The sequence below is a fragment of the Cyanobium sp. T1B-Tous genome (assembly GCF_024345475.1).
Classification (GTDB): Bacteria; Cyanobacteriota; Cyanobacteriia; order PCC-6307; family Cyanobiaceae; genus Cyanobium_A.
The window spans coordinates 1-23,300 of record NZ_JAGQBE010000014.1 but is presented as its reverse complement, the minus strand read 5'-3'; the positions used below and the strand labels follow the sequence as shown (position 1 = coordinate 23,300).

Sequence of the window (23,300 nt, the reverse complement as noted above, 5' to 3'; positions counted from 1 at the left end):
TCGGGCCCGACGATCAGCAGCACTGATCCTTCTGCGGTTCGTGCCCCCCCGAACCTTGCACCATCCCCGACCGCTGGCCATGGTGAGAGACCCGGATGGCGAGGCCATGAGCTGGAGCGAACTGGAACGGTTGGTGGACGAGGCGGAGGGCGAAGCGAGCCTCAGGCGGGCCCTGGGGCACTGCCGTTCCCAGCAGGAGCTGGTGCTGGCCGCCAGGCGGCTGGGCTACCGGATCACCCGGGTGGACCTGCAGCGCGCCTGGCTGCTGCACCGCCGCCAGGAACCCCTGCAACAGCAGGGCTAGGACCGGGCATTGCGGGGCGGATGGCCGTCACCGCGCCGCAACTGCCGCTCCCAGCGGTTGAGCTGGCGCAGCAGCAGGGCCGTGAAGCCCAGTAGAAGCACCAGGGCAACGCGGGCCGCCACGCCGGGCACCCAGGCTGCCAGCAGCAATTCCAGCCCGAGGGCCACCAGCACCACCGGCCGCCAGCGACGCACGCCGCGCAGGGCCCCCGAGCAGGCCCGGCAGTGGCGGGTGTGGCTCTCGTGGCGATCCATCAGCGGTGCCAATCCGAGCCGCGGCGGTAGCGACCCAGTGGGAAAGGGGCCCCCGGCAACGTCGGTGACCCAGGCCTGCAGGGCCTGCACGTAGACATCGGCGCTGGTGGGCAGGAAGCAGGCCTGGGCAAAGGCCCCGCTGCCACCGCGGGCGGCCAGGGCACGCTCCTGCCCGTGCAGGAACACCTGGTCGTCTTCCAGCACGGTGTGGTTGCCGAGATGCTGCAGCCATTGGGGCCGGGCCCGCAGCAGCAGCCGCGGCAGGACGGAGCGGAACTGGAAGGGAAAGCGGGCGAACAGGCGGCATTCCCCAGGGCGGATCGGGGTGGCGTACACCACGGTGAGGAAGCGGGCAAAGCCCTGGGCCGTGAGGTCATGCCACATCAGGCCGGGGGCCACGAAGGTGGTGAACTGGCTGCCGAGCTTTCCCCGCCGCGGCCCCTCGGGCCAGGCCAGGGTGAATCCCTCCGGCCCGGCCCCGGTGAGCGTGGCCGCCACCGGGGCGGCGTTCTCGCGGCGGCCCACGGTGCGGTGGTGGGTGAACGGCACGTGGCTCACATCGAGCACGTTTTCCAGCAGGGTGAGGGCATCCATCGGCAGGTCGCGGAAGGTGTCCTGCACCAGCCAATCGGGTTCATCGAGCACGGGCACCAGGGGCAGGGGGCTGTCCCCAGCTGGCTCCCCCCCAGCCGCAAACACGAACAGCAGGCCCTGGCCCGTGGCCGTGGCGTAGGCACGGCAGGCGCTGCGGCGGCTGGCGCAGGCGGTGGCGGCCGCCTCTGGCTCCGCCTGGGGAATGGCCGTGCAGCGGCCCTCGCCGTTGAAGCTCCAGCCGTGATAGGGGCACTCCAGCTCGCCCCGGTCGTTGAGCCGGCCTTCGCTGAGGGGCACGAGCCGGTGGGGGCAGACGTCAGCAAAGGCACGCCACTGACTCGCCGCGGCATCCCACCAGAGCACCAGGTCCTCCCCCAGCAGGGTGAAGGGGGTGGGCCTGAGCCGGTCGAGGTCCTGGAGGTAGGCCACCGGGTACCAGCGCTGCTGCCAGTGCTCCTGCCAGCGCTCCAGGCTCGCGGCATCGACGGAGGGGGAAGCAACCATGAACAGTCCGCCGGGAAAGCAGGAAGGATGGCTGGATGATGGCGCGGCTCAGCTGGAAGCCGAGGTGTAAAACCGCTGGGCAAAGCGCCACAGCAGCCGGCTTCCCGCCAGGCACAGCAGCGCCACCACCAGCGATCCAACGGCCCACAGGGCCGAACCACGCCCCAGCAGGGCCTCGGCCGGCACGGTGGTGAGGAACGCCACCGGCAGCACGAAGGTGAACAGCAGGCGGAGCGCCGGGGGGTAGGCGCTGATGGGATAGCGCCCGGCCACCAGGGTGTAGCGCAACACCTCCGTGGCATTCCACACCTTCACAAACCAGATGCTCAGGGCCGCCAGCACAAACCAGAGGCTGTAGAGAATCACCAGGGCGGCCAGCAACAGCGCCAGCGCCAGCAGCACCGCTCCCGGCGAGCGCAGCCCTGCGGCAGCTCCCGGGCCGGCCTGGGCCAGGGCCCAGCCGATCAGCCCCAGACCCGCCGCCATCGCCGGCAGCCCCCAGGGCGACACCGTGCGGGCCGAGAGCCAGAACTGGCTGTCGATCGGCTTGAGCAGCACGTAGTCGAGGGTGCCGGTTTGCACGTGGTTGACGATGCGGCTGAGGTTGGGTTGCAGCAGGCAGGTGGTGAACCCATCCAGCAGGGTGTAGAGCCCCAGCACCACCAGCGCCCCACTCCAGCTCCACCCCCCGAGGCTGGGCCCGCCGGCAAACAGCAGCTGCAACACAAACAGGCTGCCGGCCAGATTGCCCAGCACCGACACCAGCTCAATGGCCGCGTTGAGCGGATACTCCAGCTCGGCCGCCAGGGAGGTGCCCCAGAAGCAGCGCAGGCTGCGGGCGTAGCGGCGGATGTCCCGGATCAGCGGCGGACGCATGGGTCAGGCCCCCATCGCCGAGTAGCGGCGCAGGCCGGCGCGCCACAGGAGGTGGGCCATCGGCAGCAGCACCAGGCACCAGGCCGCGATGGCCCCGAATCCCAAGGCCGCATTCACCGGTTCACCGGCCAGCAACCGGGCTGGAAAATCCACCATCCAGGGAAAGGGCGTGGCCAGGGCCAGGCGGCGCACCGCCGGCGGAAAGGTATCGAGGGGGGCCACCAGGCCGGAGAGGAAGAGGTAGGGGATCAGCAGCAGGCGGTCGAGGGCCGCAGCCCGCTCACTCCAGAAGCACAGGGTGGTGACGATCACCTGCAGCAGAAAGCGGAGCAGGAAGGCCGCCAGGATCGCCAGGGCGCCGAGCAGCAGGGCACCCGCCGAAGGCCACCACAGCACCCCCGGCGCCGCCAGCCCCACCACCACCAGCATCAGCACCACAAAGGGCACCCGGGTGGCCTGCTCACTGAAGTGGGACGCCAGGTAGCGCCACAACGGCGACAGGGGCTGCAACAGGAGGGGCGACAGCCGGCCCTGCAGGGCGTCCTCCTCAAACACGTGGATCAGCCACACCACGGTGAACTGGCGCACCACAAAGGCCGCCAGAAAGTAGTGGCTGAGCTGCTGGGGCGTCAGACCGGCCGCCGCCCCGGCGCCCGAGCCACTCCACACGCCCAGCATGATCAGGGGCAATACCCCCGAAAGGGCCCACAGGGCAATCTCGGCCCGGTATTCGAGCATCAGCGCGTACTGGCTGCCCAGCAGCGCCCGCGCCACCCGCCAGGCCCGCCTCATGGCTCCGCTCCCGCTGCGGCGGCGGCCGCCCGCTGGCGAAACAGGCCGCCGATCAACTCCTCGATCGGCGGATCACTCACCTCCAGATCCACCACGGCAAAGCGCTCCAGCAGCGCCGCCACCCGTTCGGTGAGTTGGGCGCGGGGCACCAGCAGGCGCACCTGGTGACCCTGGTGCGCTTCAAGCGTGCCGAAGCCGGCAAAGGCCTCCGCGGGGTGGAGATGCTCCAGCTCCAGCCGCACCTGCCGGCAGGGGGCCAGCCGCTGGGTGAGGGCAGCCAAAGAACCGTCGTGGAAGAGCTGCCCCTGGTGGATCAGCAGCACCCGCGGGCAGAGGGCCGTGATGTCGCCCATGTCGTGGCTGGTGAGCAGCACGGTGGCGCCGGTGCGGCGGTTGTAGTCGGCCAGGAAATCGCGCACCCGCGCCTGGGCATTCACATCCAGCCCCAAGGTGGGCTCATCGAGAAACAACACCGCCGGCCGGTGCAGCAGGGCGGCCAGCAGCTCGGTCTTCATGCGCTGGCCGAGCGAGAGCTTGCGCAGGGGGCGCTGCAGCTCCGGCCCCAGCTCCAGCATCTCGGCCAGCTCGCCGATCCGCCGCCGCGCCTCAGGCTCATCGATGCCGTAGACGGCGGCATTGACCCGCAGGGAATCGAGGGCCGGCAGATCCCAGATCAGCTGCTGGCGGTTGCCCATCACCAGGGTGATCTGCCGCAGGAACGCCGCCTGACGCCGCCAGGGCTGGTAGCCCGCCACCTCCAGCTCGCCGGCGCTGGGGTGGATCAACCCCGTGAGCATCTTCAAGGTGGTGGTCTTGCCGGCGCCATTGGGGCCCAGAAAGCCCACGATCTCGCCGGGCTCGATCGTGAAGCTGATCCGATCCACGGCCACCACCTCCCGGTGGCGGCGGTTCACCAGGTGGCGCAGGGTGCCGGCCAGGCCGGGCTGCTTTTCGCTGATCCGGTAGGTCTTGGCCAGATCCCGGGCGCGAATGGTGCTCACAGGGCGCCCCTCATGCGGCGCTGCCCACCTGCACCCCTTTCCAGAAGGCGACGCGTCCCTTGATGTTGGCGGCAGCCTCCTTGGGCTCCGGATAGAACCAGGCTGCATTGGCATTCACCTGGCCATCCACCACCACGTCGTAGTAGTGGGCTTCCCCTTTCCAGCCGCACACCGTGCGATGGCTGGAGGGGCGGAAGCAACCCTCCACCAGGGCCTCAGGCGGGAAGTAGGCGTTGCCCTCCACGGTCACGATGGCGTCGCTCGTGGCGAGCGTTGCGCCGTTCCAACGGGCTTCGGTGGTCATGGCAACTCCGGGAAGGGGATCGGCCGCGGTTCTAGCGGCTGCGGGCCAGCATGGGCGACACCAAGAAGGAGTGGGCGATGACCCTGGTGGCCGTGACCGGTGCCTCCGGCAAGACGGGGTGGCGGGTGGTGGATGAGGCGCTGCGGCAGGGCCTGGGGGTGAGGGCGATCGTGCGACCCGGTTCAGTGCTGCCCGCAGCTCTGGCCGAGGCCGAACGGCAGGGGCAGCTCGCGGTGCAGCGGCTGGAGCTGGGCCAGACCGAGGCTCTGCACGCGGCCTTGAGCGGCTGTGACGCACTGGTGATCGCCACCGGGGCTCGCCCGTCCGTGGATCTGGCGGGGCCGCTCAAGGTGGATGCCTTCGGCGTGCGGGATCAGATTCGCGCCTGCCAGGCCGTGGGGCTGCGGCGGGTGGTGCTGGTCAGCTCCCTGTGTGCAGGACGCTGGCAGCACCCGCTCAACCTCTTCGGCCTGATCCTGGTGTGGAAGCGCCTGGGCGAGAGCTGGCTGGAGCAAAGCGGCCTCGAGTGGACCGTGATCCGCCCCGGTGGCCTCAGCGAGGACGACAGCCGCACGGACCGTGAGGGGGTGGTGTTCTCCGGCGCCGATCAGCAGGAAAGCGACAGCATTCCCCGGCGGCTGGTGGCCCGGGTTTGCCTGGAGGCCCTCGCCACCCCAGCCAGCGTCGGCCGGATCATCGAAATCACCAGCAGCCCGGAGCAGTCGCCCCAACCCCTCAACCAATGGCTGACGGCCCTGGCTCCCGGCTGAAGCGGGGCGCCTCCACCGCCATCCCCCGGGCCAGAGCCACCCAGCGGAAGTCGCCGAGGGCGTGGGGATCCACCAACCGCAACAGGGCCTCGCGGCGAGCCAGCAGGGCCCCGAGATCGGCGGCGCTTCCCTGCTGCAGCCCATGCAGACGCTCCGCCAGCCCCAGGGCCAGCAGGGCCTCCCCCTGGCGCACCTGGCCCAGCAGTTGCCAGCCGCTGGAGGTTGCCGCCGCCAGCAGGCTTTCGAGGCAGAGGTGGGCCGTGAGGTCCCAGGTGCCCGGCTCCTGCAGGGGATCACTGCTGGCCAGCTGACCCCGGTAGGCCATCAGGGTGCCGGCCGAACGCTGGGGCGCGTAATACCGCCAGGCCTCCAGGGCGTAATCGATCACCAGCAAGGGGCCAGCCTTCAGGGCGGCAGCAGCGCCAGCCAGCCAGGGGAGCAGGCCGGGATGGAGTTCGGTGCACCAGCCCGGTGGGCGCTGGGGCGAGGGGGGCAGGAGCCCCAGGGCTGCGAGTTGGGCAGCCGCTGCAGGCTCCAGGGGCTCGCCGGGTTCCAGCCGCAGCGAGGGCCCGGCGGCCGGATCCTTGTGCAGCGCCACCACCTGCTGGCGCCAGAGCGCCCCGTCCCACACGATCCGCTCCACCGCCAGGGCATCGAGCACCTCGTGGGCCAACAGCACGCCGCGCACCGGAGCCGCCGCCAGCTCGGCGAAGCTGGCCCAGCGGCAGGGCAGGGGTGAGGCCTGCAGCAGGGCCCGTTGACGCTCGGCCATCCCGGCGTTGGGCTCCACCAGCACCAGCTCGGTGCAGGCCGCCAGATCGGGCCAGCCGGCCGCCAGGGCCTGGGCCAGCTGCAGGGCCAGACTGCCCTCCCCCGGACCGGTTTCCACCAGGGCCAGGGGGGCCTCCGCCCCCAGGCCGCCGCAGGAGGAGCCTGCCAGCTCCTGCAGCCAGTCAGCGAGCTGGGGGGCCAGCAGAGCCGCGAAGTCGGGGCCGAGGGAGGGAGCCGTGGCGAAATCCCCCGCCGGGCCAATCCGCAGGCGACCGGTCCCGTAGGCGCCGTGGTGTGGATCGTGCAGCACCCACTCCATGTAGGTGCTGAAGGGCACAGAACCGCCGGATGCCTCAAGGCGCTGCAACAGCCAGGCAGGCACGGGGCCGCGTGGGCACGGATTCACGCTCGGACGCCGATTCAGGGAGAATGCATCTTCCCTGAGGCCGGTGTATGGGTCGCGTGCAGAAGGCCGTGATGGCCATGGCGGCCATGCTGCTGGTGCTGGGTTGCTGGCTTGGTGGAGGCGCGAGCCCAGCCCTGGCTTACGACAACCCCGACCTGCTGCCCGACCACCCCACGCCAGTGATCGACCTGGCCAAGGCCCTCACCGATGGACAGCGGACCGCGCTGGAGGCCGAGCTGGAGGAGTTTGAGCACACCAGCGGCTGGAAGCTGCGGGTGCTCACCCAGTACGACCGCACCCCCGGCCTGGCGGTGAAGGACTTCTGGAACCTGGATGAGCGCTCCCTGCTGCTGATCGCCGATGAGCGCGGCGGCAACCTGCTCAACTTCAACGTGGGCGAGGCCCTGTTTGCCCTGATGCCGCGCACCTACTGGGTGGAGCTGCAAACCCGCTACGGCAACCAGTACTACGTGCGCGACAACGGTGAGGACGCCGCCATCCTCGACGCCCTCCATGCCGCCAAGGGGTGCCTGGTGATCGGCGGCTGTCAGGTCGTCCCCGGCCTGCCCCAGGAGCAGTGGTTGCTCACCCTTTCCACTTCGGTGCTGGGGGGCCTGGTGGTGGGCTTCGCCGCCTATCCCCGCAAGGAGGGGCGCAAGGTGGAGTGGGCGTGGGTGCTGCTGCTATCACCCCTCTGGCTGATCCTGTTCGGCGCCCTGGGGCTTGGGCCGATCCTCACCCGCACCAGTGACCTGCTGCCGGTGGCCCGCAACACCCTGGCCTTCTTGGGGGCGGCCCTGGCCGCTTACCTGGTGGCCGGGGCCACCGTGGGCAAGGCCCGACTCCGGGACCAGGACGGCACCAGCTGACCCAAGGCCTGACCGGTTCAGAGGGAGCTGCTTCGGGCTTTGGGCCCCAGCCGTTCCAGGTTCTCGAGCTGGCAGCGCAGGGAGGTGGCCGGGGTGCAACTTGGTTTCGCCGGTTCAGCGACGGCCACCGAAAGCTGGCCGCGCAGGCGAGCCAGGCTGTCTTCGTAGAAGCGCTTGAGATCGTGGAAGCGCTTCACCGGCTGGCCGTAGTAGCTGTGGCCGGCCAGGGTTGGAAAACTGGCCCACTCGGGGGCGAGCTTGGCCGCCAGCTGGGGCGTGAAGCTGCCCTGATCGGCCAGGGCCAGGGCCCCGCGACGCTGAATCAGGAAGATGGCGCCCTGGTCCTGCACCTGGGGACCGAACTCGGCGAAGCCCAGGGAGCGGGACACCAGATTCCAGGTGAAGGGCATGAACTGGTACGCACCGGCGGCGGCGCTGGCATAGCGGGCCGTGCGGACCACCCGATCGGGGTGGCGCTCCAGGGAGGGCATCAGGCCACCCCCAAACATGATGCGGTAGCCAATGTCATCCCCGCCGGCCCAGGTGCCCTCGGCGTAGCGGATGGTGTTGAGCAGGGCCCGGCGCTCGGGGGTGATCGCGAAGATCCGCGGGGCTGGCGGCGGCAGGGGCAGGGCCATCGCCGTGTGGGGATGGCTGCCAGACCCCAACAGCTCCAGGGACTGGGCCTGGGCCGTGGGGGCGAGCCAAGCCAGGGCCGCGACACCCACGGAGAGGGCGAAACCGGATTGGGAACGGATGCTGGGCAGGGTCATACCGGAGCGGATCAAACGGCAGACCGCCTGCAGGCGGCCAAATCTGGAAAAAGCGAAGAAATGATTCGTTCGCGCCAATTTGCCTATCAATCCACCGAAACACGATGGTGATAGTGCCAATCACACAGGTGTCCACCGGTATCAACAACGACGGTCAACAGTTCAGATCACTGTGGTGCACCCAATCTGCAACGCAAAGTGCACCTCTTGTGGCGCAATGATCACGGATTCCGATCAGTCAACGCCAACCAGGCCGGCCTGGGCTTCCACAAAGGCCCCGATCGCCCGGGCGGCCTGGATGCTGCCATCGGCCCCAAGGGCCGGGCCCTGGGGCGGCAGCAAGGGCTGATCGAGTTGCCAGTTCCCCTGAAGGGCTTGCCGCTGGCTGAGCAGCCGGTGCCAGCCATGGCGCACCAAGGCCGCCTCCAGCACGGGGGCTTCGGCAAATCCCTCCCGGTGCACCAGATGCACCCCCACCCCGGCCGCCAGGGCCTCACAGAAGGAGCTGTAGCCGGGCTTGGTGAGCAGGCGATCACAGAGCCCCATCACCTCCAGGGGACGCACGCCAGCAGGCAACAGGCGGGCATTGGGGGCTGCCGCCAGCTGGGGATCCGCCGTGATGAACACGTGGTCGGGCCAGCGTTGCAGGAGCTCCGGGGCCAGGCCGAGGCCCAGACCGCCAAAACTGATCAGAACGCAGCGGTGCCGCTCCGCCGGCAATCCCAACTCCTCGGCCAAGACCCGGGGATCGAGACGGGGCTGGCCTGGGGTGAGGCCGATCGCCACCTCGGGGATCCCCCACGCGATCGGCATCGCCAGCGGGCAGTGCAGGAGCAGATCGCCCTGGCGGTAGGCCGCCAGGGCGCGGCTGGCCCAAACCGCGAAGGCTGGCCCCATCGGGGCGTAGATGGCCTCCCAGCCGAAGCTGGCCAGCCACACCAACGGAGCCCCCACGCGCCGGGCCAGCTCGGCGGCGGCCGGGGGCACGTCCCCCAGCACCAGCAACGGCTGCCCCTGGGCCACCAACCAGGCCTGCTCGCGCGCCCACTGCTCCGGAAGCTGGGTCTCGAGGGCCGTCAAGGCCTCCAGGGTGGCCGCGGCGTCTGCTCCGAGGGCATTGGCCTGCACCACCCCCACATCCCAGCGACAGGGACGATGCTCGAAGGGCACCGGCCCCAGCGCCGTGCGCAGAAAGGAGGCCGGCAGAGCCGTGGACAGCACCAGCCGCCAGTGGGGGTGCAGCCCATGCAGGGCGGTGAGCACGGCAGCGGTACGGGAGCCATGGCCGAAGCCATGGGCACTCACACACGCGTAGATCAGCACGGGGCCAGCTCTGGCGAGGGGCTGGGGGCCGTCCACAGACGCTCTTCGTAGAGCAGCTGGCCTCCCAGGCCATACCAGCGATGGCTCGCCGTGCGCAGCTCCTGCCCCACCAGCTCCACCCAGCTCAGATGGCGAAGGGCCTGGCCGGCGCCATCGGTGCCATGGCGGGGCACGCAGGCGGTGTTGAGGTAGGCGGTGCCGGCCCGATCGCGGCAGAAGCTCTGGCGCGCCCCCTGCCCCCGGCGCAGGGCGTGGTGCATGTGGCCGAACACCACCAGCGGCACGGAGCGGCGGCGGCGGATCTGCTGAATGGCCAGGGCCAGATCGAGGTCACCCCAATCGCAGGCGGGGGGCTTCCAGTCGCGACCGCAGGGGGAGGCGGCGTCACTGCCGAGGCCGGAGGGACCGCTGTGGCCGAGCAGCACCAGGGGCCAGTCGTCGGGGGCGGCGGCCGCGGCGGCCGTGATCCGGTCAGCCGATTCCTGCAGGGTCACCGGGCCGAAGGCCGCTTGCACGGCCCGGGACAGATTGAAGCCCCCGCCGGCGGTCCCGGGCCGTCCCCCCACCACCGCCAGCCCGGGTGGGCTCAAGGCCCGCAACTTCCAGCCGCAATGCACCTCTCCCAGCAGATCGATCTGGCGCTGCAGGGTGCGGCCCGAGGCATCCTTGCCCGCGTCGTGGTTGCCGAGAATGCAGGCCACGGGTAAGGGCAGCTGGCGGAGCAGGGCCGGGATCCGCTGCTGGCCGTCACTCAGGTCGCCCACCACCAGCAGGGCATCGGGCGCCAGGGTCTGCAGCAGCGCGTGATCGCTGTGGTCCCAGGCCCCGTGCAGGTCTCCGGCGATGGCAATGCGGAGCGTTTTCCCCCCGCTCGATACCACCATCCCCGATGCCTAGGCTCATGCCATCCTGCATCAGCTGAGGCCCCGGGTTGGTTTTCGCCGCCATCCAGAACCCACCAGTCGCCGATTTGCCCGGAGCAATTGCGGCGTTGAAGCACCAGCGCAAGGCCGTGATCCTGGCCCACTACTACCAGGACCCTGAAATTCAGGATGTCGCCGACTTCATCGGCGACTCCCTCGAGCTCTCCCGCAAGGCCGCCGCCACCGATGCCGAGGTGATCGTGTTCTGCGGCGTGCACTTCATGGCGGAGACCGCCAAGATCCTCAGCCCTCAGAAAACGGTGTTGCTGCCCGATCTGGAGGCCGGCTGCTCCCTGGCTGACGACTGCCCCGCCGAGGCCTTCGCCGCCTTCCGCGCCGCCCATCCCGACCACATCGCCGTGAGCTACATCAACTGCTCGGCAGCGGTGAAAGCCCACAGCGACCTGATCTGCACCAGCAGCAATGCGGTGGATCTGGTGCGCCAACTGCCCGCCGATCGGCCCATCCTGTTTGCCCCCGATCAAAACCTGGGCCGCTGGGTGCAGCGCCAGAGCGGCCGCGAGCTCACCCTCTGGCCCGGCAGCTGCATCGTGCACGAAACCTTCAGCGAGCAGGCCCTGCTGCAGCTGAAGCTGGAGCACCCCGGCGCCGAGGTGCTGGCCCACCCCGAATGCCAGCAACACCTGCTGGATCTGGCCGACTTCATCGGCTCCACCAGCAAGCTGCTGCAGCGGGCCGAAACCAGCCCGGCCGACAGCTTCATCGTGCTCACCGAGCCGGGGATTCTCCACCAGATGGGCAAGGCGGTGCCCCACAAAACCCTGTATGCGGTGCCCGGCGCCGACGGCTGCAGCTGCAACGCCTGTCCCTACATGCGGCTCAACACCCTGGACAAGGTGTGGCGCTGCCTCGAGAACATGGCCCCGGCCATCGAGTTGGACGAGAGCCTCCGGCTGCGGGCCCTCGCCCCCATCCAGAAAATGCTGGAGATGAGCCGCTGAGTCCGCTGCATCGCCATCACGGCCAAACGCTGAGCGCCGCCCTGGCAGCGGGCATCGCCCTGGCGGGCCCCTTGCTCGGCCTCACCGGCTGGGAAACGCCCGGCCGGGCCCAGGAGGACCCACCGGGCACACCCCACTGCTTCGACCTCTGGGAAGCCGCCCAGTTCGCCGAGGGGAGCGGCGGCACGGCCCGCTGGCTGGTGCCCAACGAACAGACCACCGCCACCCGCATCCGGCTGGAGCAAGGGATCTGCCAGGTGGACCGCCAGCTCAACCTCAGGATCACCGAGGCCCGGCCCTGCACGGTGATGCGCGCCGGTCCCGAACCGGGGGATCCGCCGACGGCCTACATGTATCAATGCCGCATCTTCTACCGGGTGGAAGCCCAGGAGCTGGTGCAGTACAGCAACGGACCCAACGGGTTCCAGCGCCAGGTCTACGGCCGGCTGCGCTGGTCCTGATCCGCAGGGGCCCTTCAGTAGCTGTAGTTGGCCACGAACAGGGTGGCGTCATCCGAGGGCTCGGAACCCGCCCGATAGCCACCGCGGCTGGCGGCGCCATTGGCCCGGGCCCGCGCCAGCAGGGCCGCCTGGCCGGCGTCCCGATCCAGGCCACGCCAGTGCTGCAGGCAGCTGTGCTGGAGGGCCCGGCCGAAGGAGAAGCCCAGGTGCCAGGGCGCGCCCGTATCGGCGGCGGCGGCATTGATGGCATTGAGGCAGAGGCTGGCGTCCTCTTCACTCAGGCCGCCACTGAGAAACAGGATGGCCGGCACCGCCGCCGGTACGGTGCGGCTCAGGGTGCGCAGGGTGAAGTCACCCACCTGCTCGGGCGAAGGCTGCTCCGGACAGTCGGCCCCAGCGGTGGTCATGGAGGGCTTGAGCAAACTGCCTTCCAGAAACACCCCGTGCACCGCCAGGGCCTCGTAGACGCTGCGCAGCACCCACTCCTGAACGGCGGCCGTGGTGGCGATGTCATGGTCGCCATCCATCAGGATCTCGGGTTCCACGATCGGCACCAGGCCCTGCTCCTGCACGGTGCGGGCGTAGCGGGCCAGGCCCCAGGCGTTCTCCCGCACCGCCAGCTCCGAGGGGCAGCCGGCGGCGGAGATGCGCAGCACGGCACGCCATTTGGCAAACCGGGCCCCCTGGGCGTAGTAGCGGGCAGCCCGTTCGGCCAGGCCCCGCAGACCGGTGCACCACGACTCCCCCTCCAGTCCCCCAGGCAGGGGCTCCACGCCCAGATCCACCTTGATGCCGGGCACGATGCCCTGCTGCTGGAACAGGTCCACGATCGGGGCGCCACCCGCCTCGGCACTGCTGGTTTGAAACAGGGTTTCCTCGTAGAGGATCACGCCGGAAATGGACGCGCCCAGGCCTGCGGTGGTGGCCAGCAGGGTGCGGTAGGCCCGGCGGTTGGCTTCGCTGTTCTCGAGTCCGATGGCGTCGAAGCGCTTGCCGATCGTGCCGGTGGATTCATCGGCGGCCAGCAGGCCGGTGCCCGGAGCGGCCAGGGCCGCCGCCGTGGCGGCCAGCTCGTCGCGAAAGGTGTCCAGAGCCATGGGTGGGGGCCTGCTGTGCACCCCCGGGCTAAAGGGGCCCCGGGGCGACGTCAACGGTGGCGCGCCCCCCTCGCCACAATCGGCCGATGCCTCTCCCCGCCGGCAGCCTGCTCGAGCTCACGCCCCAGGGGCTGTACTGCCCGGCGGCGGCGGCCTGGATCGACCCCTGTCGGCCCGTGCCGCGGGCGCTGATCACCCATGCCCACGCCGACCACGCCCGGCCGGGCTGCGGCGAATACTGGGCGATCGGCGCCAGTGAAACGATCCTGCGCCAACGGCTCGGGGCCACGATCAACCTGATCCCCGTCGACTACGGCCAGCTGCATCGCATCGGCGACGCCCGGGTGTCGTTCCACAGCGCCGGCCATGTGCTCGGCAGCGCCCAGATCCGGCTGGAGGCCGGCGGGGAGAGCTGGTTGGTGAGCGGCGACTACAAGCGCTGCGCCGACCCCAGCTGCGCCCCCTTTGCCCCCGTACGGGCGGATGTGTTCATCACCGAGGCCACCTTCGGCCTGCCGATCTACCGCTGGCGCAGTGGTGCCCAGGTGGCCGCTGACATCGTGCAGTGGTGGCGCGGCGCGCCGGAGCGACCCTCGCTGCTGTTTGCCTACGCCTTCGGCAAAGCCCAGCGGCTGCTGGCCGAACTGGCCGCCATCGGCGTCCGCGAGGAGGTGTTGCTGCACGGCGCCGTGGAAGCGCTGATGCCCGCCTACCGCGAGGCGGGGGTGGTGCTGCCGCCCACCCAGGCGGTGAGCGCGCTCGCCAAGGGCGAATCCCTGGCCGGCCGGCTGGTGATCGCGCCCCCTTCAGCCCACCGGTCGGTGTGGATGCGGCGCTTCAAGCTGCCGCAAACGGCCTTCGTGAGCGGCTGGATGGCCGTGCGTGGTGCCCGCCGCCGCCGGGGGTATGAACGGGGCTTTGTGCTCAGCGACCACGCCGACTGGCCCGGTCTGCTCCAGAGCGTGAAAGAGAGCGGCGCCCGCCAGGTGTATGTGACCCACGGCAACAGCGATGGGCTGGCCCGCTACCTGCGGGAGGTGGAAGGCCTGAGCGCCGAACCGCTGGAGGGCGCGGCCGCCGCCGCCTGAACCACTCATGCAGCCCTTCGCCACCCTCTACAGCAGGCTGGATGCCAGCAGCGGCACCAGCTCCCGGGTGGCCGCCCTGGCGGCCTACTTCGAAAGCGCCGATCCCGCCGATGCGGCCTGGGCCCTGCACGTGCTGCTGGGCAAACAGGGCAAACGTCTAATCACGGGGCGGCGGCTGCGGGAGATCTGCCTGGCCGGCTCGCCCCTGCCGGACTGGCTGTTTGACGACTGCTACGCCCAGGTGGGCGATTCCGCCGAAACGATCGCCCTGCTCTGGCAGCAGGTGGCGCCGCAGACGGGCCCGGTCGGTGCCGAGGGCTCCCCCGGTGAGTCGTGGGCCGGAGCCCCCCTGCACCGCTGGCTCGACGAGCTGCTTCCCGCCGCGGCGGCCCTGCAGGGAGAGGCCCAGGCCGAGGCCGTGCGGCAGCTCTGGCAGGGGCTCAGCGCCAACGAGCTGCTGGTGGCCAACAAGTTGCTCACCGGCGGCCTGCGGGTGGGGGTGGGGCCGGGACTGGTGCTGCGGGCCCTGGCCCAGTTCAGCGGGTTGGAGGCGGCCCTGCTGCAGCACCGGCTGATGGGCGGTTTCAGCCCCAGCCCCGAGGCCTACCGGCAGCTGCTGGCCCCAGCGCACCAAACCGAGGCCGTGCCCAGCCGCCCCTATCCGTTTTTCCTCGCCTCACCGCTGGAAGAGCTCCCGGCCGGCGCCGCCGAGGACTGGCTGGCGGAGTGGAAGTTCGACGGCATCCGCGGCCAGCTGATCCACCGCGCCGGCCAGGTGTTCCTCTGGAGCCGGGGGGAAGAGCTGATCAACACCGCCTTCCCCGAGTTGATCGCGGCAGCGACCAACCTGCCGGAGGGCACCGTGCTGGACGGCGAGATCCTCGTGTGGCCCAGCACGGCCGCCCAACCAGCCCCCTTCAGCCAGCTGCAACGGCGCCTGGGGCGCAAGGCGCCGGGCCGGGCCCTGCTGGCGGCGTGTCCAGCTGCCTTCGTGGCCTACGACCTGCTCGAGGGGGAGGGCGACGACAGGCGCCAGCGGCCCCTGCGCCAACGCCGGGCCGCCCTGGAGGAGCTGCTCCATCGATGCTCTGAGGCGGCCCCCACCCCCGCAGCCGGGCTCCTGCGCCTCTCCCCCCGCCTGCCCCTGACGGCCTGGGACCAGCTGGAGCCGCTGCGCCAGCAGGCCGCGGCGGCGGCGGCCGAAGGGCTGATGCTCAAGGACCTCGCCTCTCCCTACCTGGCGGGCCGGCGGCGGGGCTCCTGGTGGAAGCACAAGCGCGACCCCGACACCCTCGATGCGGTGCTGCTCTACGCCCAGGCCGGCAGCGGACGGCGCGCCAACCTGTTCACCGACTACACCTTTGGGCTCTGGGATGGCGACGGCCAGTTGGTGACCTTCGCCAAGGCCTACTCCGGCCTGGACGATGCCGAGATCACCGCCCTGGATCGCTGGATCCGCCAGCACACCACGGAGCGGTTTGGTCCGGTGCGGGCGGTGGAGCCCCTGCAGGTGTTTGAGCTGGCCTTCGAGGGGCTGCAACAATCACCTCGCCACAAAAGCGGCCTGGCCGTGCGCTTCCCCCGCATCCGCCGCTGGCGCCACGACAAACCAGCCCAGGAGGCCGACACCCTGGCCACGGCCCTGGCGCTGCTCGAGCGTGGCCCGTGCTGAGTCTGGAGAGCCTGGCCAGCCTGGATCTGTGTGTATGGCTGCGCTCTGGGCAGGCTGCCGGCCAGCGCCTCGGCCTCAACCAATCCTCCGTGAGCCGCAAGTGCGGCCAGGCCCTGGCGCTGTTCGAGCTGGAGCTCGTCAAAGAGGATCAGGAGTGGAGCCTGCAGGGAGACCCCACCCTGCTGCAGCTGGAACGGCGGGTGCACCAGCTGGCCCGCTGGCAAGGCCTGGCCCCGCTGCGCCTGGAAGCCACCTACTGGTCCGGGCCCCTGCTGGCCACGCCAGAGCCCGCGGGCTGGCTGCTCGGGACCTGCGACATCGTGGGGGTGGGCCTGCCCCTGATGCTGTTGCGCCAGCGGGTGATCGACGCCTGGATCGCCGCGGGTCCCGACTGGCCCGACCCCGACGATCCCGAGCTGGTGGCCCTGCCGTTGTGCCGCTATCCGGTGCACCTGGTGGTGGGCCCCAACCATCCCCTGTTGAACCAGGGGCCCATCACCTGGGACGACGTGGCCGCCTTCCCCAGCCTGGCCCTGCCGCCCGGCACCTACCCCAAGGTGGAGGCCTGCCTGAAGCAGTTGGGACTGTGGAACGCACCGGTGAGGATGCGGCGGTACCGGCGGGAGCGCTGGGAAGGGCAGGCCGAAGCAGACCTCACCATCGGCTACGCCACGGTGCTCAGTGAGCGGGTGGCCGGCAGCCTGGTGCGCCTGCCCCTCGATCTGCCGCTCGAGAGTGGCGAATCCCTGGTGGTGCGGCGGGAGTTTGGCCAGCACCCCCCCACCCTGACCCTGGCGGCCGAACTGCTCCAGCGCCTGGAACCCTTCGCCGCGGCGGCGCCCGAGATCACCCTTTGGCCACTGCGCACAGGGCCATGAGTCTGCTGGCGCCGATCGAGGCCTGGTTTTCCCAGCAGGGCTGGACGCCGCTGCCCTTCCAGCGGCAGAGCTGGCAGGCCTACCTGGAGGGCAACAGCGGCCTGATCCAGGTGCCCACCGGCTCGGGCAAAACCTATGCCGCCGTGATGGGTCCGATCGCCGAACTGCTGGCAGAGCCCGGTCCAGGTCTGCGGCTGCTGTACCTCACCCCCCTGCGGGCCCTCAGCCGCGACCTGGCCCAGGCCATCGCAGCGCCGATCGAGGCCATGGGCTGGCCGTTGCGGGTGGGCATCCGCAATGGCGACACCCCCACCAGCGAACGCACCCGGCAGCTGCGCACGCCGCCCGAGATCCTGATCACCACGCCCGAATCCCTGAGCCTGCTGCTGGCCAACCCCAGGGCAGCCGAGCTCTTCGGGGGGCTGCAGGCGGTGGTGCTGGATGAGTGGCATGAGCTCCTGGGCAGCAAGCGCGGCAGCCAGACCGAGCTCTGCCTCAGTTGGCTGCGCGCCCAGCGCCCCGGCCTGCGCACCTGGGCGATCAGCGCCACCATCGGCAACCTCAACGAAGCCGCCCGCACCGCCGTCGGCAGCGGCAACGCCGAACCCTGCCTGATCACCGCCCCGATCACCCGGGCCACAGCCATCCGCAGCCTCTTGCCCGACAGCATCGATGGCTTCCCCTGGGCCGGCCACCTCGGTCTGCGCATGTACGAGGAGTTGGTGGCCGCCCTGGAACCGGGGGTGAGCACCCTGCTGTTCACCAACACCCGCAACCAGGCCGAGCGCTGGCACCAGTGCCTGCGCTACGCCTGCCCCGAGATGGAAAACGCCTTAGCGCTCCACCACAGCGCCATCGACCGGGCCGAGCGGGAGGCGATCGAGGCTGGGGTGAAGAGCGGGGCCCTGCGCTGGGTGGTGGCCACCAGCTCCCTGGATCTGGGGGTGGACTTTCAGCCGGTGGAACGGGTGGTGCAGATCGGCTCGGCCAAGAACGTGGCGCGGCTGCTGCAGCGTGCTGGCCGCAGTGCCCACAGCCCCGGCGGCACCTCCCAGGTGCTGTTCATGCCCACCCATGCCCTGGAGTTGTTGGAGCTCAGTGCCCTGCGCCGGGGCCTGGCCGCGGGGTTGGTGGAGCAGCGCCGCCCGCCGGCCGCGCCGATCGACGTGCTGCTGCAGCACCTCACCAGCCTGGCCTGCGGCCCGGGCTTCGAACCGGGCCAGGCCCTGGCGGCGGTGCGCACGGCCTGGAGCTACCGCCAGCTCAGCGACGCCGACTGGCGGTGGTGCCTGCGGTTTCTCGAGCAGGGGGGCGACTGCCTCGGGGCCTATCCCCGCTACCGCAAGCTCGAGCGCGATCCCATCACCCCCGGCAGCAACGGGCCCTTTCACTACCGGGTGAAGGAGAAGGCCATCGCCCGGCTGCACCGACTCCACATCGGCACCATTACCGCCGATCGCGCCGTCACCGTGCGCTTCGTACGCGGCGCCGTACTCGGCCACGTGGAGGAGGCCTTCATCGGCCGGCTCAAAGCCGGCGATGTGTTCTTCTTTGCCGGCCGCCAGCTGGAATTCGTGCGGCTGCGGGAGATGACGGCCCAGGTGAAGGCCACCACCAAAAAGAGCTCCACCGTTCCCGCCTGGGCCGGTGGCCAGATGGCCCTCTCCGATCTGCTCAGCCAGCACCTGCGGGCCGAGGTGGACCGCTGCGCCCGGGCCCTGGCGGGGGAAACCAGCCTCGACAGCCCGGAACTGCAGGCGCTGGAGCCCCTGCTGCAACGCCAGGCCCAGCTCTCACGGCTGCCCCGCAACGACGAGTTTCTGGTGGAGGTGTGCCGCAGCCGGGAGGGCAGCCACCTCTACGCCTATCCGTTTGAGGGCCGCTTCGTGCATGAGGGCCTGGGCTTTCTGTGGGCCTGGCGCTTAGCCCGCCAGCAGCCCAGCACGATCACCGTGTCGGTGAACGACTACGGCTTTGAGCTGTTGGCTCCCAAGGGCTACCCCTTTGAGGAGTTGTTCAGCCTGCACGGCGACGCCCTACTCGACGGCGCCCACTTGCAGGACGATCTCGAGCGGGCCATCAACCTCTCAGAGCTCTGCCGCCGCCGCTTCCGGGCGATTGCCCAGATCAGTGGATTGGTGCGCAACGGCTATCCCGGCCAGGCCAAGTCGGGAGGGCAACTGCAGATCAGCGCCGCCCTCCTCTTTGATGTGTTCAGCCGCCACGAACCAGCCAATCTCCTACTGGCCCAGGCCCGATCTGAGGTGCTCTCAGACCAGCTGGACCTCCCCCGAATCACCGGCGCCCTCGAGCGACTCCAACGCTGCACCCTGCAGCTTGAGGCCACCCCCCGGCCCGGGCCCCTGGCCTTTCCCCTGCTTGCCGAGCGGCTCAACAACCGCATGAGCAATGAATCCCTGCTGGAGCGGGTGCAGCGGCTGATCGCGGAGGCCCGCAAGGCCGAATGCGTCTGAAATCATTGATTTAAAAAGAATCAGGCCAGGATGGGGCCGCCAACCAACTGACCATGGCTCACCAGCACCCCGCCCCAAGCCTCTGATGGACGGCGAAACCTTGGTAGGGGAGTTGCGCCGCACCATGGGTCGCCTGGACACGGCTCTGGGGCAGATCGACGAAGGGATGGTCCTGGTGAATGCAGCAGGGACGGTGCAGTGGTCCAACGCCCCCTTCGATGCCTTGGTGGGGCGACCGAGACTGACCAGCCTTGGACAGGATCTGCACAGCCTTCTTCCGCTGAACATCGTTGGGGAGCCGATGCTGACCATCGAGCAAACCAGAGGGGGGATCACCAAGACAGGACGCATCACCTCCATCCTCAGCCGGGATCCGATTCACGCCCTCGAAGTGGAGTGGCGGCCGATCAACACCGAGGAGCCGAATCCGTTCCTGTTTCTCTTCCGCGACATCAGCGCCCGCTTCTCGCTGGAGGAACTTCAGCGGAAAATCAATCAGGTTGAACAGGATTGGGGAGACACGAATGCATTGCTTCTCGACCGCCGGCAGCCCACCAGCAGAAGAAGATCTTGGCTCAATCCCTGGAAAAAAGCCTGGACAACGGCAACCAAAGTCACAACGCTGCCGTGGATCGTTTTGGCAAGCGGACTGCTGATCACCGCAGGCATTAGCGAACAGGCGCGCCGCTTCGGCTTCCAGGAGCACCTCCGCATCGAAAGCAATCTTCTCGACAATGTGGTGGACGCGATTCAGAACAAACTAGAGATTGATATTTCAGTTCTCGGCTCATTGGCAGGCCTCTTCAACGCCTCCAATCAAGTGAGCCGCAGTGAATTCAGCACCTTCTACCAATCCATCACTCTCAACACACGGGAACTACAAGGGGTACAAGGGATCGGGTTCGCCCGCTGGATTCCCGCCACAGAACTGACAGGCTTTGAACGCAGGATCCGAACTGAAGGCTTTCCAGACTTTTCCGTGCGCCCCCCGGGCCCACGCCAGGATTACAGCGCCATTGAGTTTCTCGAGCCCTTTGATTGGCGCAACCAGAGAGCGTTTGGATACGACATGTACTCTGATCCGGTGCGTCGTGAAGCGATGCAGCGGGCAGCGCAATCAGGCCGCGCTGCCCTCAGCGGCAAGGTGCGCCTGGTTCAAGAAACCGAAGAGGACCTGCAGCGCGGAGCCCTGATCTATTTACCCGTGTATGCCGATAAGGGAGTGGCAACGCAAGCCAGCAAGCGGAATCTGGTGGGCTGGGCCTATTCACCCCTACGCCTCAAGGATCTGGTGAAAAGTGCCCTGGACACGGTGGACAACGCCGATCTCGATGGCACCGGAGTGCTGGTGTTCGACGGCGACCAGCCCCTCGCCTCCAACCTCCTCTTTGACAACCAGAACCTCCTGCGCCGCAAGCAGGTGCGGCACCCGTCCTACGAGCGCCTCAACATCGCCGGCCGCAGCTGGCTTGTGGGGGTGCAGCTCTCACCCAAGCTTGTGGGGCCAAATGGAATCAGTCCGGCGTTCTGGCTCAACCTGCTGCTCGGAGCCAGCGGCAGCGCCATCGCCGCCCTGATCACTCAAATTCTGATCCGCAACCATCTGGCCACCAAAGAGGCCCTGGCGATCAGCGAAAAGGCAGGCCGGGAAAGGGCTCTGGCCTCAACCGTGTTCGAAGAAAGCGGCCAGGCCATCGTGGTGAGCAATCCCGAAGGCCGCATCGTGAAGGCCAACAGTTCCTTCAGCCAGCTCACCGGCTACCGGATTTCAGAAATCAAAGGGCAGCGCACCAACCTGCTCAAATCCGGCCGCCATGACGCCGCCTTCTACAAGGCGATGTGGGATGGACTCCTGCAGAAGGGCTTCTGGGAAGGCGACGTCTGGAATCGGCTGCGCAGCGGTGAGGTCCGTCGCCATCACCTCAGCATCACCACCGTGCGGGATGAAAGTCTCCAACCCCGCTACTACGTGGGCATGCTGCAGGACGTGACCGAGCGCCATCAGGCTGAAGAAGCGGTGCGCTTCATGGCCCAGCACGACACCCTCACGGGCCTGGCCAACCGCGCCATGCTCATGGAGCAGCTGGAGCGCCAGCTGGCCCTGGCCAAGCGCCATGGCCATGGAGTGGCCCTGCTCTACCTCGATCTCGATGGCTTCAAGCCCGTGAACGACCGCTTCGGCCACAACATGGGGGATCAGGTGCTGCAGATCGTGGCGGAGCGGTTTCGCAAGGTCATCCGCGACGGCGACCTGCTCTGCCGCCAGGGCGGCGATGAATTCGTGGTGCTGGTGCCCGAAGCAGGCAGCACCGACGAGCTGCTCAAGATGGGCTGGAAACTCGTGGAGGCCAGTCGGGCTCCCTACAGCACGCTCGATCCAGCCATCACCATCTCGGCCAGCGTGGGCGTCGCCCGGTACCCCGACCATGGCAACAGCAGTGCTCAGCTGCTGACCGCCGCCGACAATGCCATGTATGCGGCCAAGCGCGCCAAGGGAGATGCCGTGCAGCTCTGCAACGGAAACCAAACCCTGCCGGAGCCAGCCTCAGGCCTGCTCGAGCCGCTTGACGATCACCGCCATCAGCACCAGGGAGCCAGCCAGGGCGATCAACAGGGCGATGGTCATGGCTGAGTCGGAAGCATCAAGTCCGATTATCACCGGCCAGGGCACAACAACGGTGTTTGTCTACGGCAGTCTCAAACGGCATCAGCCGAACCACCATTGGCTGGCGGGACCCACCGGGTTGGGCGAAGGCCAGCTGGAGGGGGTGCAGCTGTTCGATCTGGGGCCATTCCCCATGGCCGTGCCAGCTCCCGATGGTTCCTCCTCTCCAGGGAGCGAGGTTCTGCAGGGAGAGCTGTACCAGGTGGAGGCCCCAACCCTCGAACGGCTCGACCGTCTCGAGGGCAGCCCGCGTCTGTTCGCGCGCCACTGGCTGCGCCTGCGCGATGGCCGCTGCGCCTGGGTCTACCTGGGTCGGCCTGCCCAGGTGCGCCACGCCCCCCTCATCGCCCCTGGGCACTGGAGCGGTCCGCGCCACCCCCGCTGGCTGCGCTCGGAGTCGCTGCGATGAGCCCCAGCATCAAAAGGGCCGCTCTGGTTCTGGGGCTTGGGGTCGCCCTGGCACGGCCCGGAGCAGCCCTCCCGCCAGGCAACCTGGAGCTCTGCGCCCACTGGCGGCAAGCCCACGGAGCGGAGAAGGCCACCCTGGCCAACCACCTGGGCGCCATCAACGGCCTCACCAAAAACCAACGCTTGGCCGAAGCCCAGCCCGGTGATACCCAAAGCCTGTATCGCACCGCCGATCTGCAGCGGCTTTGCCGCACTCCCTGAGCCCAGCGCCTGAGCCTTAAGAGAATCAAGCGGTTTGCCCGAAGCGTCCCCTGCGGTTCCAGAACACAGTCAGGTTTCGGACGATGGGCGCGTGACAACGACAGGCAAGCGAACAACAGCCAAGACATCCACAACCAAACCCGCAAGCACAAAACCGACAGCGGCGATCGACAACGACACCGCCCAAGCGCTCGGGAAGGCCCTGGACCACTCCAACGCCATGATCGAATTCGATCTCAAGGGCGCGGTGTTGCGTGCCAATGCCAACTTTCTAGCGCTGATGGACTACAGCGAAGCCGAGCTGATTGGCCAGCACCACAGCCTGTTTGTCGATCCCAAGGAGGCACGCTCCACCGAATACAAACAGCTGTGGGCAAGCCTGGCGAAAGGGGTCTTCCTTCAGGGCGAGTTCCGCTACCTCGCCAAGGGGGGGCGGGAGGTGTGGCTTGAGGCCAGCTACAACCCGTTGTTCAACAGCAGCGGCAAGCCCGACAAGGTGATCCTGCTGGCCAGCAACATCACGGAGGCGAAGAATGCGAGGGCTAACATTGACAGCAGCATCGCGGCCATTGAGCGCTCGATGGCGGTGATTGAATTTGCTCCCGATGGCACCATCCAGCGGGCCAATCCGATCTTTTTGCAGGTGATGGGTTACGCCGAAGAGGAGATCGTTGGCCAGCATCACCGCCTGTTCGTTACCAAGGAGGAGGCCACATCCCAGACCTACAAGCAGTTCTGGACCGCTCTCGCGCGGGGCGAGAGCCAGCGTGGACAGTTCCAACGAATCACCAAATCCGGGGAGCCAGTGTGGCTGGAAGCCTCCTACAACCCGATCCTCGATGCCAGCGGCCAGTTGGTGCGGGTGGTGAA

23 protein-coding genes are annotated in these 23,300 nt (G+C 68.9%); 13 read left to right on the top strand and 10 right to left on the bottom strand.

Translation table 11 applies throughout. The features are described from left to right. Positions 1 to 40: 40 nt before the first annotated feature. A complete protein-coding gene (locus KBY71_RS05375) occupies positions 41 to 304 on the top strand; it encodes a Nif11-like leader peptide family natural product precursor (RefSeq protein ID WP_254927931.1) in 264 nt (87 codons plus the stop codon). On the opposite strand, the gene KBY71_RS05370 is transcribed toward KBY71_RS05375, so the two are convergent. From KBY71_RS05370 to KBY71_RS05350, 5 genes are read right to left on the bottom strand one after another with little or no spacing between them, the layout of a single operon-like run. Next, a complete protein-coding gene (locus tag KBY71_RS05370; protein WP_254927930.1) occupies positions 301 to 1,656 on the bottom strand; it encodes a Rieske 2Fe-2S domain-containing protein in 1,356 nt (451 codons plus the stop codon). The genes KBY71_RS05375 and KBY71_RS05370 overlap by 4 nt on opposite strands. 48 nt (positions 1,657 to 1,704) lie before the next feature. Then, positions 1,705 to 2,508: an ABC transporter permease gene (locus tag KBY71_RS05365; RefSeq protein ID WP_254927965.1), complete on the bottom strand. Its 804-nt coding sequence runs from the start codon at positions 2,506 to 2,508 to the stop codon at positions 1,705 to 1,707. Between the two features lie 27 nt (positions 2,509 to 2,535). Further along, the gene (locus KBY71_RS05360; protein ID WP_254927929.1) at positions 2,536 to 3,324 is read right to left on the bottom strand and encodes an ABC-2 family transporter protein; all 789 of its coding nucleotides are present in this window, start codon (positions 3,322 to 3,324) and stop codon (positions 2,536 to 2,538) included. After that, a complete protein-coding gene (locus KBY71_RS05355) occupies positions 3,321 to 4,325 on the bottom strand; it encodes an ATP-binding cassette domain-containing protein (protein ID WP_254927928.1) in 1,005 nt (334 codons plus the stop codon). Before KBY71_RS05355 ends, KBY71_RS05360 begins: the two co-directional genes overlap by 4 nt. Positions 4,326 to 4,335: 10 nt before the next feature. Then, on the bottom strand, positions 4,336 to 4,629 hold the full coding sequence (locus KBY71_RS05350; protein WP_254927927.1) for a DUF427 domain-containing protein: 294 nt from the start codon (positions 4,627 to 4,629) through the stop codon (positions 4,336 to 4,338). 77 nt (positions 4,630 to 4,706) lie between these two features. Between KBY71_RS05350 and KBY71_RS05345 the strand changes: the two genes are divergently transcribed. Continuing rightward, positions 4,707 to 5,399 (top strand): SDR family oxidoreductase, encoded by a 693-nt coding sequence (locus KBY71_RS05345; protein ID WP_254927964.1) that lies wholly within the window; start codon positions 4,707 to 4,709, stop codon positions 5,397 to 5,399. Here KBY71_RS05345 and KBY71_RS05340 read toward each other — a convergent pair. Further along, positions 5,365 to 6,552 (bottom strand): SAM-dependent methyltransferase, encoded by a 1,188-nt coding sequence (locus KBY71_RS05340; RefSeq protein WP_315858525.1) that lies wholly within the window; start codon positions 6,550 to 6,552, stop codon positions 5,365 to 5,367. The two genes, KBY71_RS05345 and KBY71_RS05340, sit on opposite strands and share 35 nt — an antisense overlap. A gap of 71 nt (positions 6,553 to 6,623) precedes the next feature. Between KBY71_RS05340 and KBY71_RS05335 the strand changes: the two genes are divergently transcribed. Beyond that, entirely contained in the window at positions 6,624 to 7,445 is an 822-nt protein-coding gene (locus tag KBY71_RS05335; protein ID WP_254927926.1) for a TPM domain-containing protein, read from the top strand. 17 nt (positions 7,446 to 7,462) lie between these two features. On the opposite strand, the gene KBY71_RS05330 is transcribed toward KBY71_RS05335, so the two are convergent. From KBY71_RS05330 to KBY71_RS05320, 3 genes are all read right to left on the bottom strand, one after another. Next, positions 7,463 to 8,218 (bottom strand): glycoside hydrolase family 104 protein, encoded by a 756-nt coding sequence (locus tag KBY71_RS05330; RefSeq protein WP_254927925.1) that lies wholly within the window; start codon positions 8,216 to 8,218, stop codon positions 7,463 to 7,465. A gap of 234 nt (positions 8,219 to 8,452) precedes the next feature. Further along, positions 8,453 to 9,541: a hypothetical protein gene (locus KBY71_RS05325; protein WP_254927924.1), complete on the bottom strand. Its 1,089-nt coding sequence runs from the start codon at positions 9,539 to 9,541 to the stop codon at positions 8,453 to 8,455. Further along, the gene (locus KBY71_RS05320; RefSeq protein WP_254927923.1) at positions 9,535 to 10,425 is read right to left on the bottom strand and encodes a TIGR04168 family protein; all 891 of its coding nucleotides are present in this window, start codon (positions 10,423 to 10,425) and stop codon (positions 9,535 to 9,537) included. Before KBY71_RS05320 ends, KBY71_RS05325 begins: the two co-directional genes overlap by 7 nt. 47 nt (positions 10,426 to 10,472) lie before the next feature. On the opposite strand from KBY71_RS05320, the gene nadA reads away from it, so the two are divergent. Further along, a complete protein-coding gene (nadA, locus tag KBY71_RS05315; RefSeq protein ID WP_396095073.1) occupies positions 10,473 to 11,426 on the top strand; it encodes a quinolinate synthase NadA in 954 nt (317 codons plus the stop codon). A 71-nt stretch (positions 11,427 to 11,497) separates the two neighbouring features. After that, positions 11,498 to 11,887, top strand: a complete 390-nt coding sequence (locus KBY71_RS05310) for a hypothetical protein (RefSeq protein ID WP_254927922.1) — start codon at positions 11,498 to 11,500, stop codon at positions 11,885 to 11,887. 14 nt (positions 11,888 to 11,901) lie between these two features. On the opposite strand, the gene KBY71_RS05305 is transcribed toward KBY71_RS05310, so the two are convergent. Continuing rightward, a complete protein-coding gene (locus tag KBY71_RS05305) occupies positions 11,902 to 12,984 on the bottom strand; it encodes a class I fructose-bisphosphate aldolase (RefSeq protein ID WP_254927921.1) in 1,083 nt (360 codons plus the stop codon). An 86-nt stretch (positions 12,985 to 13,070) separates the two neighbouring features. Between KBY71_RS05305 and KBY71_RS05300 the strand changes: the two genes are divergently transcribed. The 8 genes from KBY71_RS05300 to KBY71_RS05265 form a co-directional block, all read left to right on the top strand. Further along, positions 13,071 to 14,072, top strand: coding sequence for a ligase-associated DNA damage response exonuclease (locus KBY71_RS05300; RefSeq protein WP_254927920.1), 1,002 nt, complete (start codon positions 13,071 to 13,073; stop codon positions 14,070 to 14,072). A gap of 7 nt (positions 14,073 to 14,079) precedes the next feature. Next, complete coding sequence (locus KBY71_RS05295; protein WP_254927919.1) at positions 14,080 to 15,744, top strand: ATP-dependent DNA ligase; 1,665 nt, start codon at positions 14,080 to 14,082, stop codon at positions 15,742 to 15,744. Then, a complete protein-coding gene (locus KBY71_RS05290) occupies positions 15,738 to 16,622 on the top strand; it encodes a LysR substrate-binding domain-containing protein (protein WP_254927918.1) in 885 nt (294 codons plus the stop codon). Before KBY71_RS05295 ends, KBY71_RS05290 begins: the two co-directional genes overlap by 7 nt. Continuing rightward, positions 16,619 to 19,096 (top strand): ligase-associated DNA damage response DEXH box helicase, encoded by a 2,478-nt coding sequence (locus tag KBY71_RS05285; protein WP_254927917.1) that lies wholly within the window; start codon positions 16,619 to 16,621, stop codon positions 19,094 to 19,096. Before KBY71_RS05290 ends, KBY71_RS05285 begins: the two co-directional genes overlap by 4 nt. Positions 19,097 to 19,181: 85 nt before the next feature. Further along, positions 19,182 to 21,728 carry a CHASE domain-containing protein gene (locus tag KBY71_RS05280; RefSeq protein WP_254927916.1) on the top strand — a complete coding sequence of 849 codons (2,547 nt, stop codon included), beginning with the start codon at positions 19,182 to 19,184 and terminating at the stop codon, positions 21,726 to 21,728. Further along, complete coding sequence (locus KBY71_RS05275) at positions 21,721 to 22,170, top strand: gamma-glutamylcyclotransferase (protein WP_254927915.1); 450 nt, start codon at positions 21,721 to 21,723, stop codon at positions 22,168 to 22,170. The genes KBY71_RS05280 and KBY71_RS05275 overlap by 8 nt, the downstream gene beginning before the upstream one ends. Next, a complete protein-coding gene (locus KBY71_RS05270; RefSeq protein ID WP_254927914.1) occupies positions 22,167 to 22,430 on the top strand; it encodes a hypothetical protein in 264 nt (87 codons plus the stop codon). Before KBY71_RS05275 ends, KBY71_RS05270 begins: the two co-directional genes overlap by 4 nt. A 220-nt stretch (positions 22,431 to 22,650) precedes the next feature. Then, positions 22,651 to 23,300, top strand: a 650-nt coding sequence (locus KBY71_RS05265) for a PAS domain-containing protein (protein ID WP_254927913.1), incomplete at its 3' end; no start/stop codon positions are given.

Bases quoted from the DNA above. Each gene is read 5' to 3' on its own strand.
- KBY71_RS05300 (WP_254927920.1), top strand. From the start codon at position 13,071: ATGCCTCTCCCCGCCGGCAGCCTGCTCGAGCTCACGCCCCAGGGGCTG.
- KBY71_RS05335 (WP_254927926.1), top strand. From the start codon at position 6,624: ATGGGTCGCGTGCAGAAGGCCGTGATGGCCATGGCGGCCATGCTGCTG.
- KBY71_RS05360 (WP_254927929.1), bottom strand. From the start codon at position 3,324: ATGAGGCGGGCCTGGCGGGTGGCGCGGGCGCTGCTGGGCAGCCAGTAC.
- KBY71_RS05350 (WP_254927927.1), bottom strand. From the start codon at position 4,629: ATGACCACCGAAGCCCGTTGGAACGGCGCAACGCTCGCCACGAGCGAC.
- KBY71_RS05345 (WP_254927964.1), top strand. From the start codon at position 4,707: ATGACCCTGGTGGCCGTGACCGGTGCCTCCGGCAAGACGGGGTGGCGG.
- KBY71_RS05305 (WP_254927921.1), bottom strand. From the start codon at position 12,984: ATGGCTCTGGACACCTTTCGCGACGAGCTGGCCGCCACGGCGGCGGCC.
- KBY71_RS05270 (WP_254927914.1), top strand. From the start codon at position 22,167: ATGAGCCCCAGCATCAAAAGGGCCGCTCTGGTTCTGGGGCTTGGGGTC.
- KBY71_RS05285 (WP_254927917.1), top strand. From the start codon at position 16,619: ATGAGTCTGCTGGCGCCGATCGAGGCCTGGTTTTCCCAGCAGGGCTGG.
- KBY71_RS05280 (WP_254927916.1), top strand. From the start codon at position 19,182: ATGGACGGCGAAACCTTGGTAGGGGAGTTGCGCCGCACCATGGGTCGC.
- KBY71_RS05275 (WP_254927915.1), top strand. From the start codon at position 21,721: ATGGCTGAGTCGGAAGCATCAAGTCCGATTATCACCGGCCAGGGCACA.
- KBY71_RS05370 (WP_254927930.1), bottom strand. From the start codon at position 1,656: ATGGTTGCTTCCCCCTCCGTCGATGCCGCGAGCCTGGAGCGCTGGCAG.
- KBY71_RS05295 (WP_254927919.1), top strand. From the start codon at position 14,080: ATGCAGCCCTTCGCCACCCTCTACAGCAGGCTGGATGCCAGCAGCGGC.
- KBY71_RS05320 (WP_254927923.1), bottom strand. From the start codon at position 10,425: ATGGTGGTATCGAGCGGGGGGAAAACGCTCCGCATTGCCATCGCCGGA.
- KBY71_RS05330 (WP_254927925.1), bottom strand. From the start codon at position 8,218: ATGACCCTGCCCAGCATCCGTTCCCAATCCGGTTTCGCCCTCTCCGTG.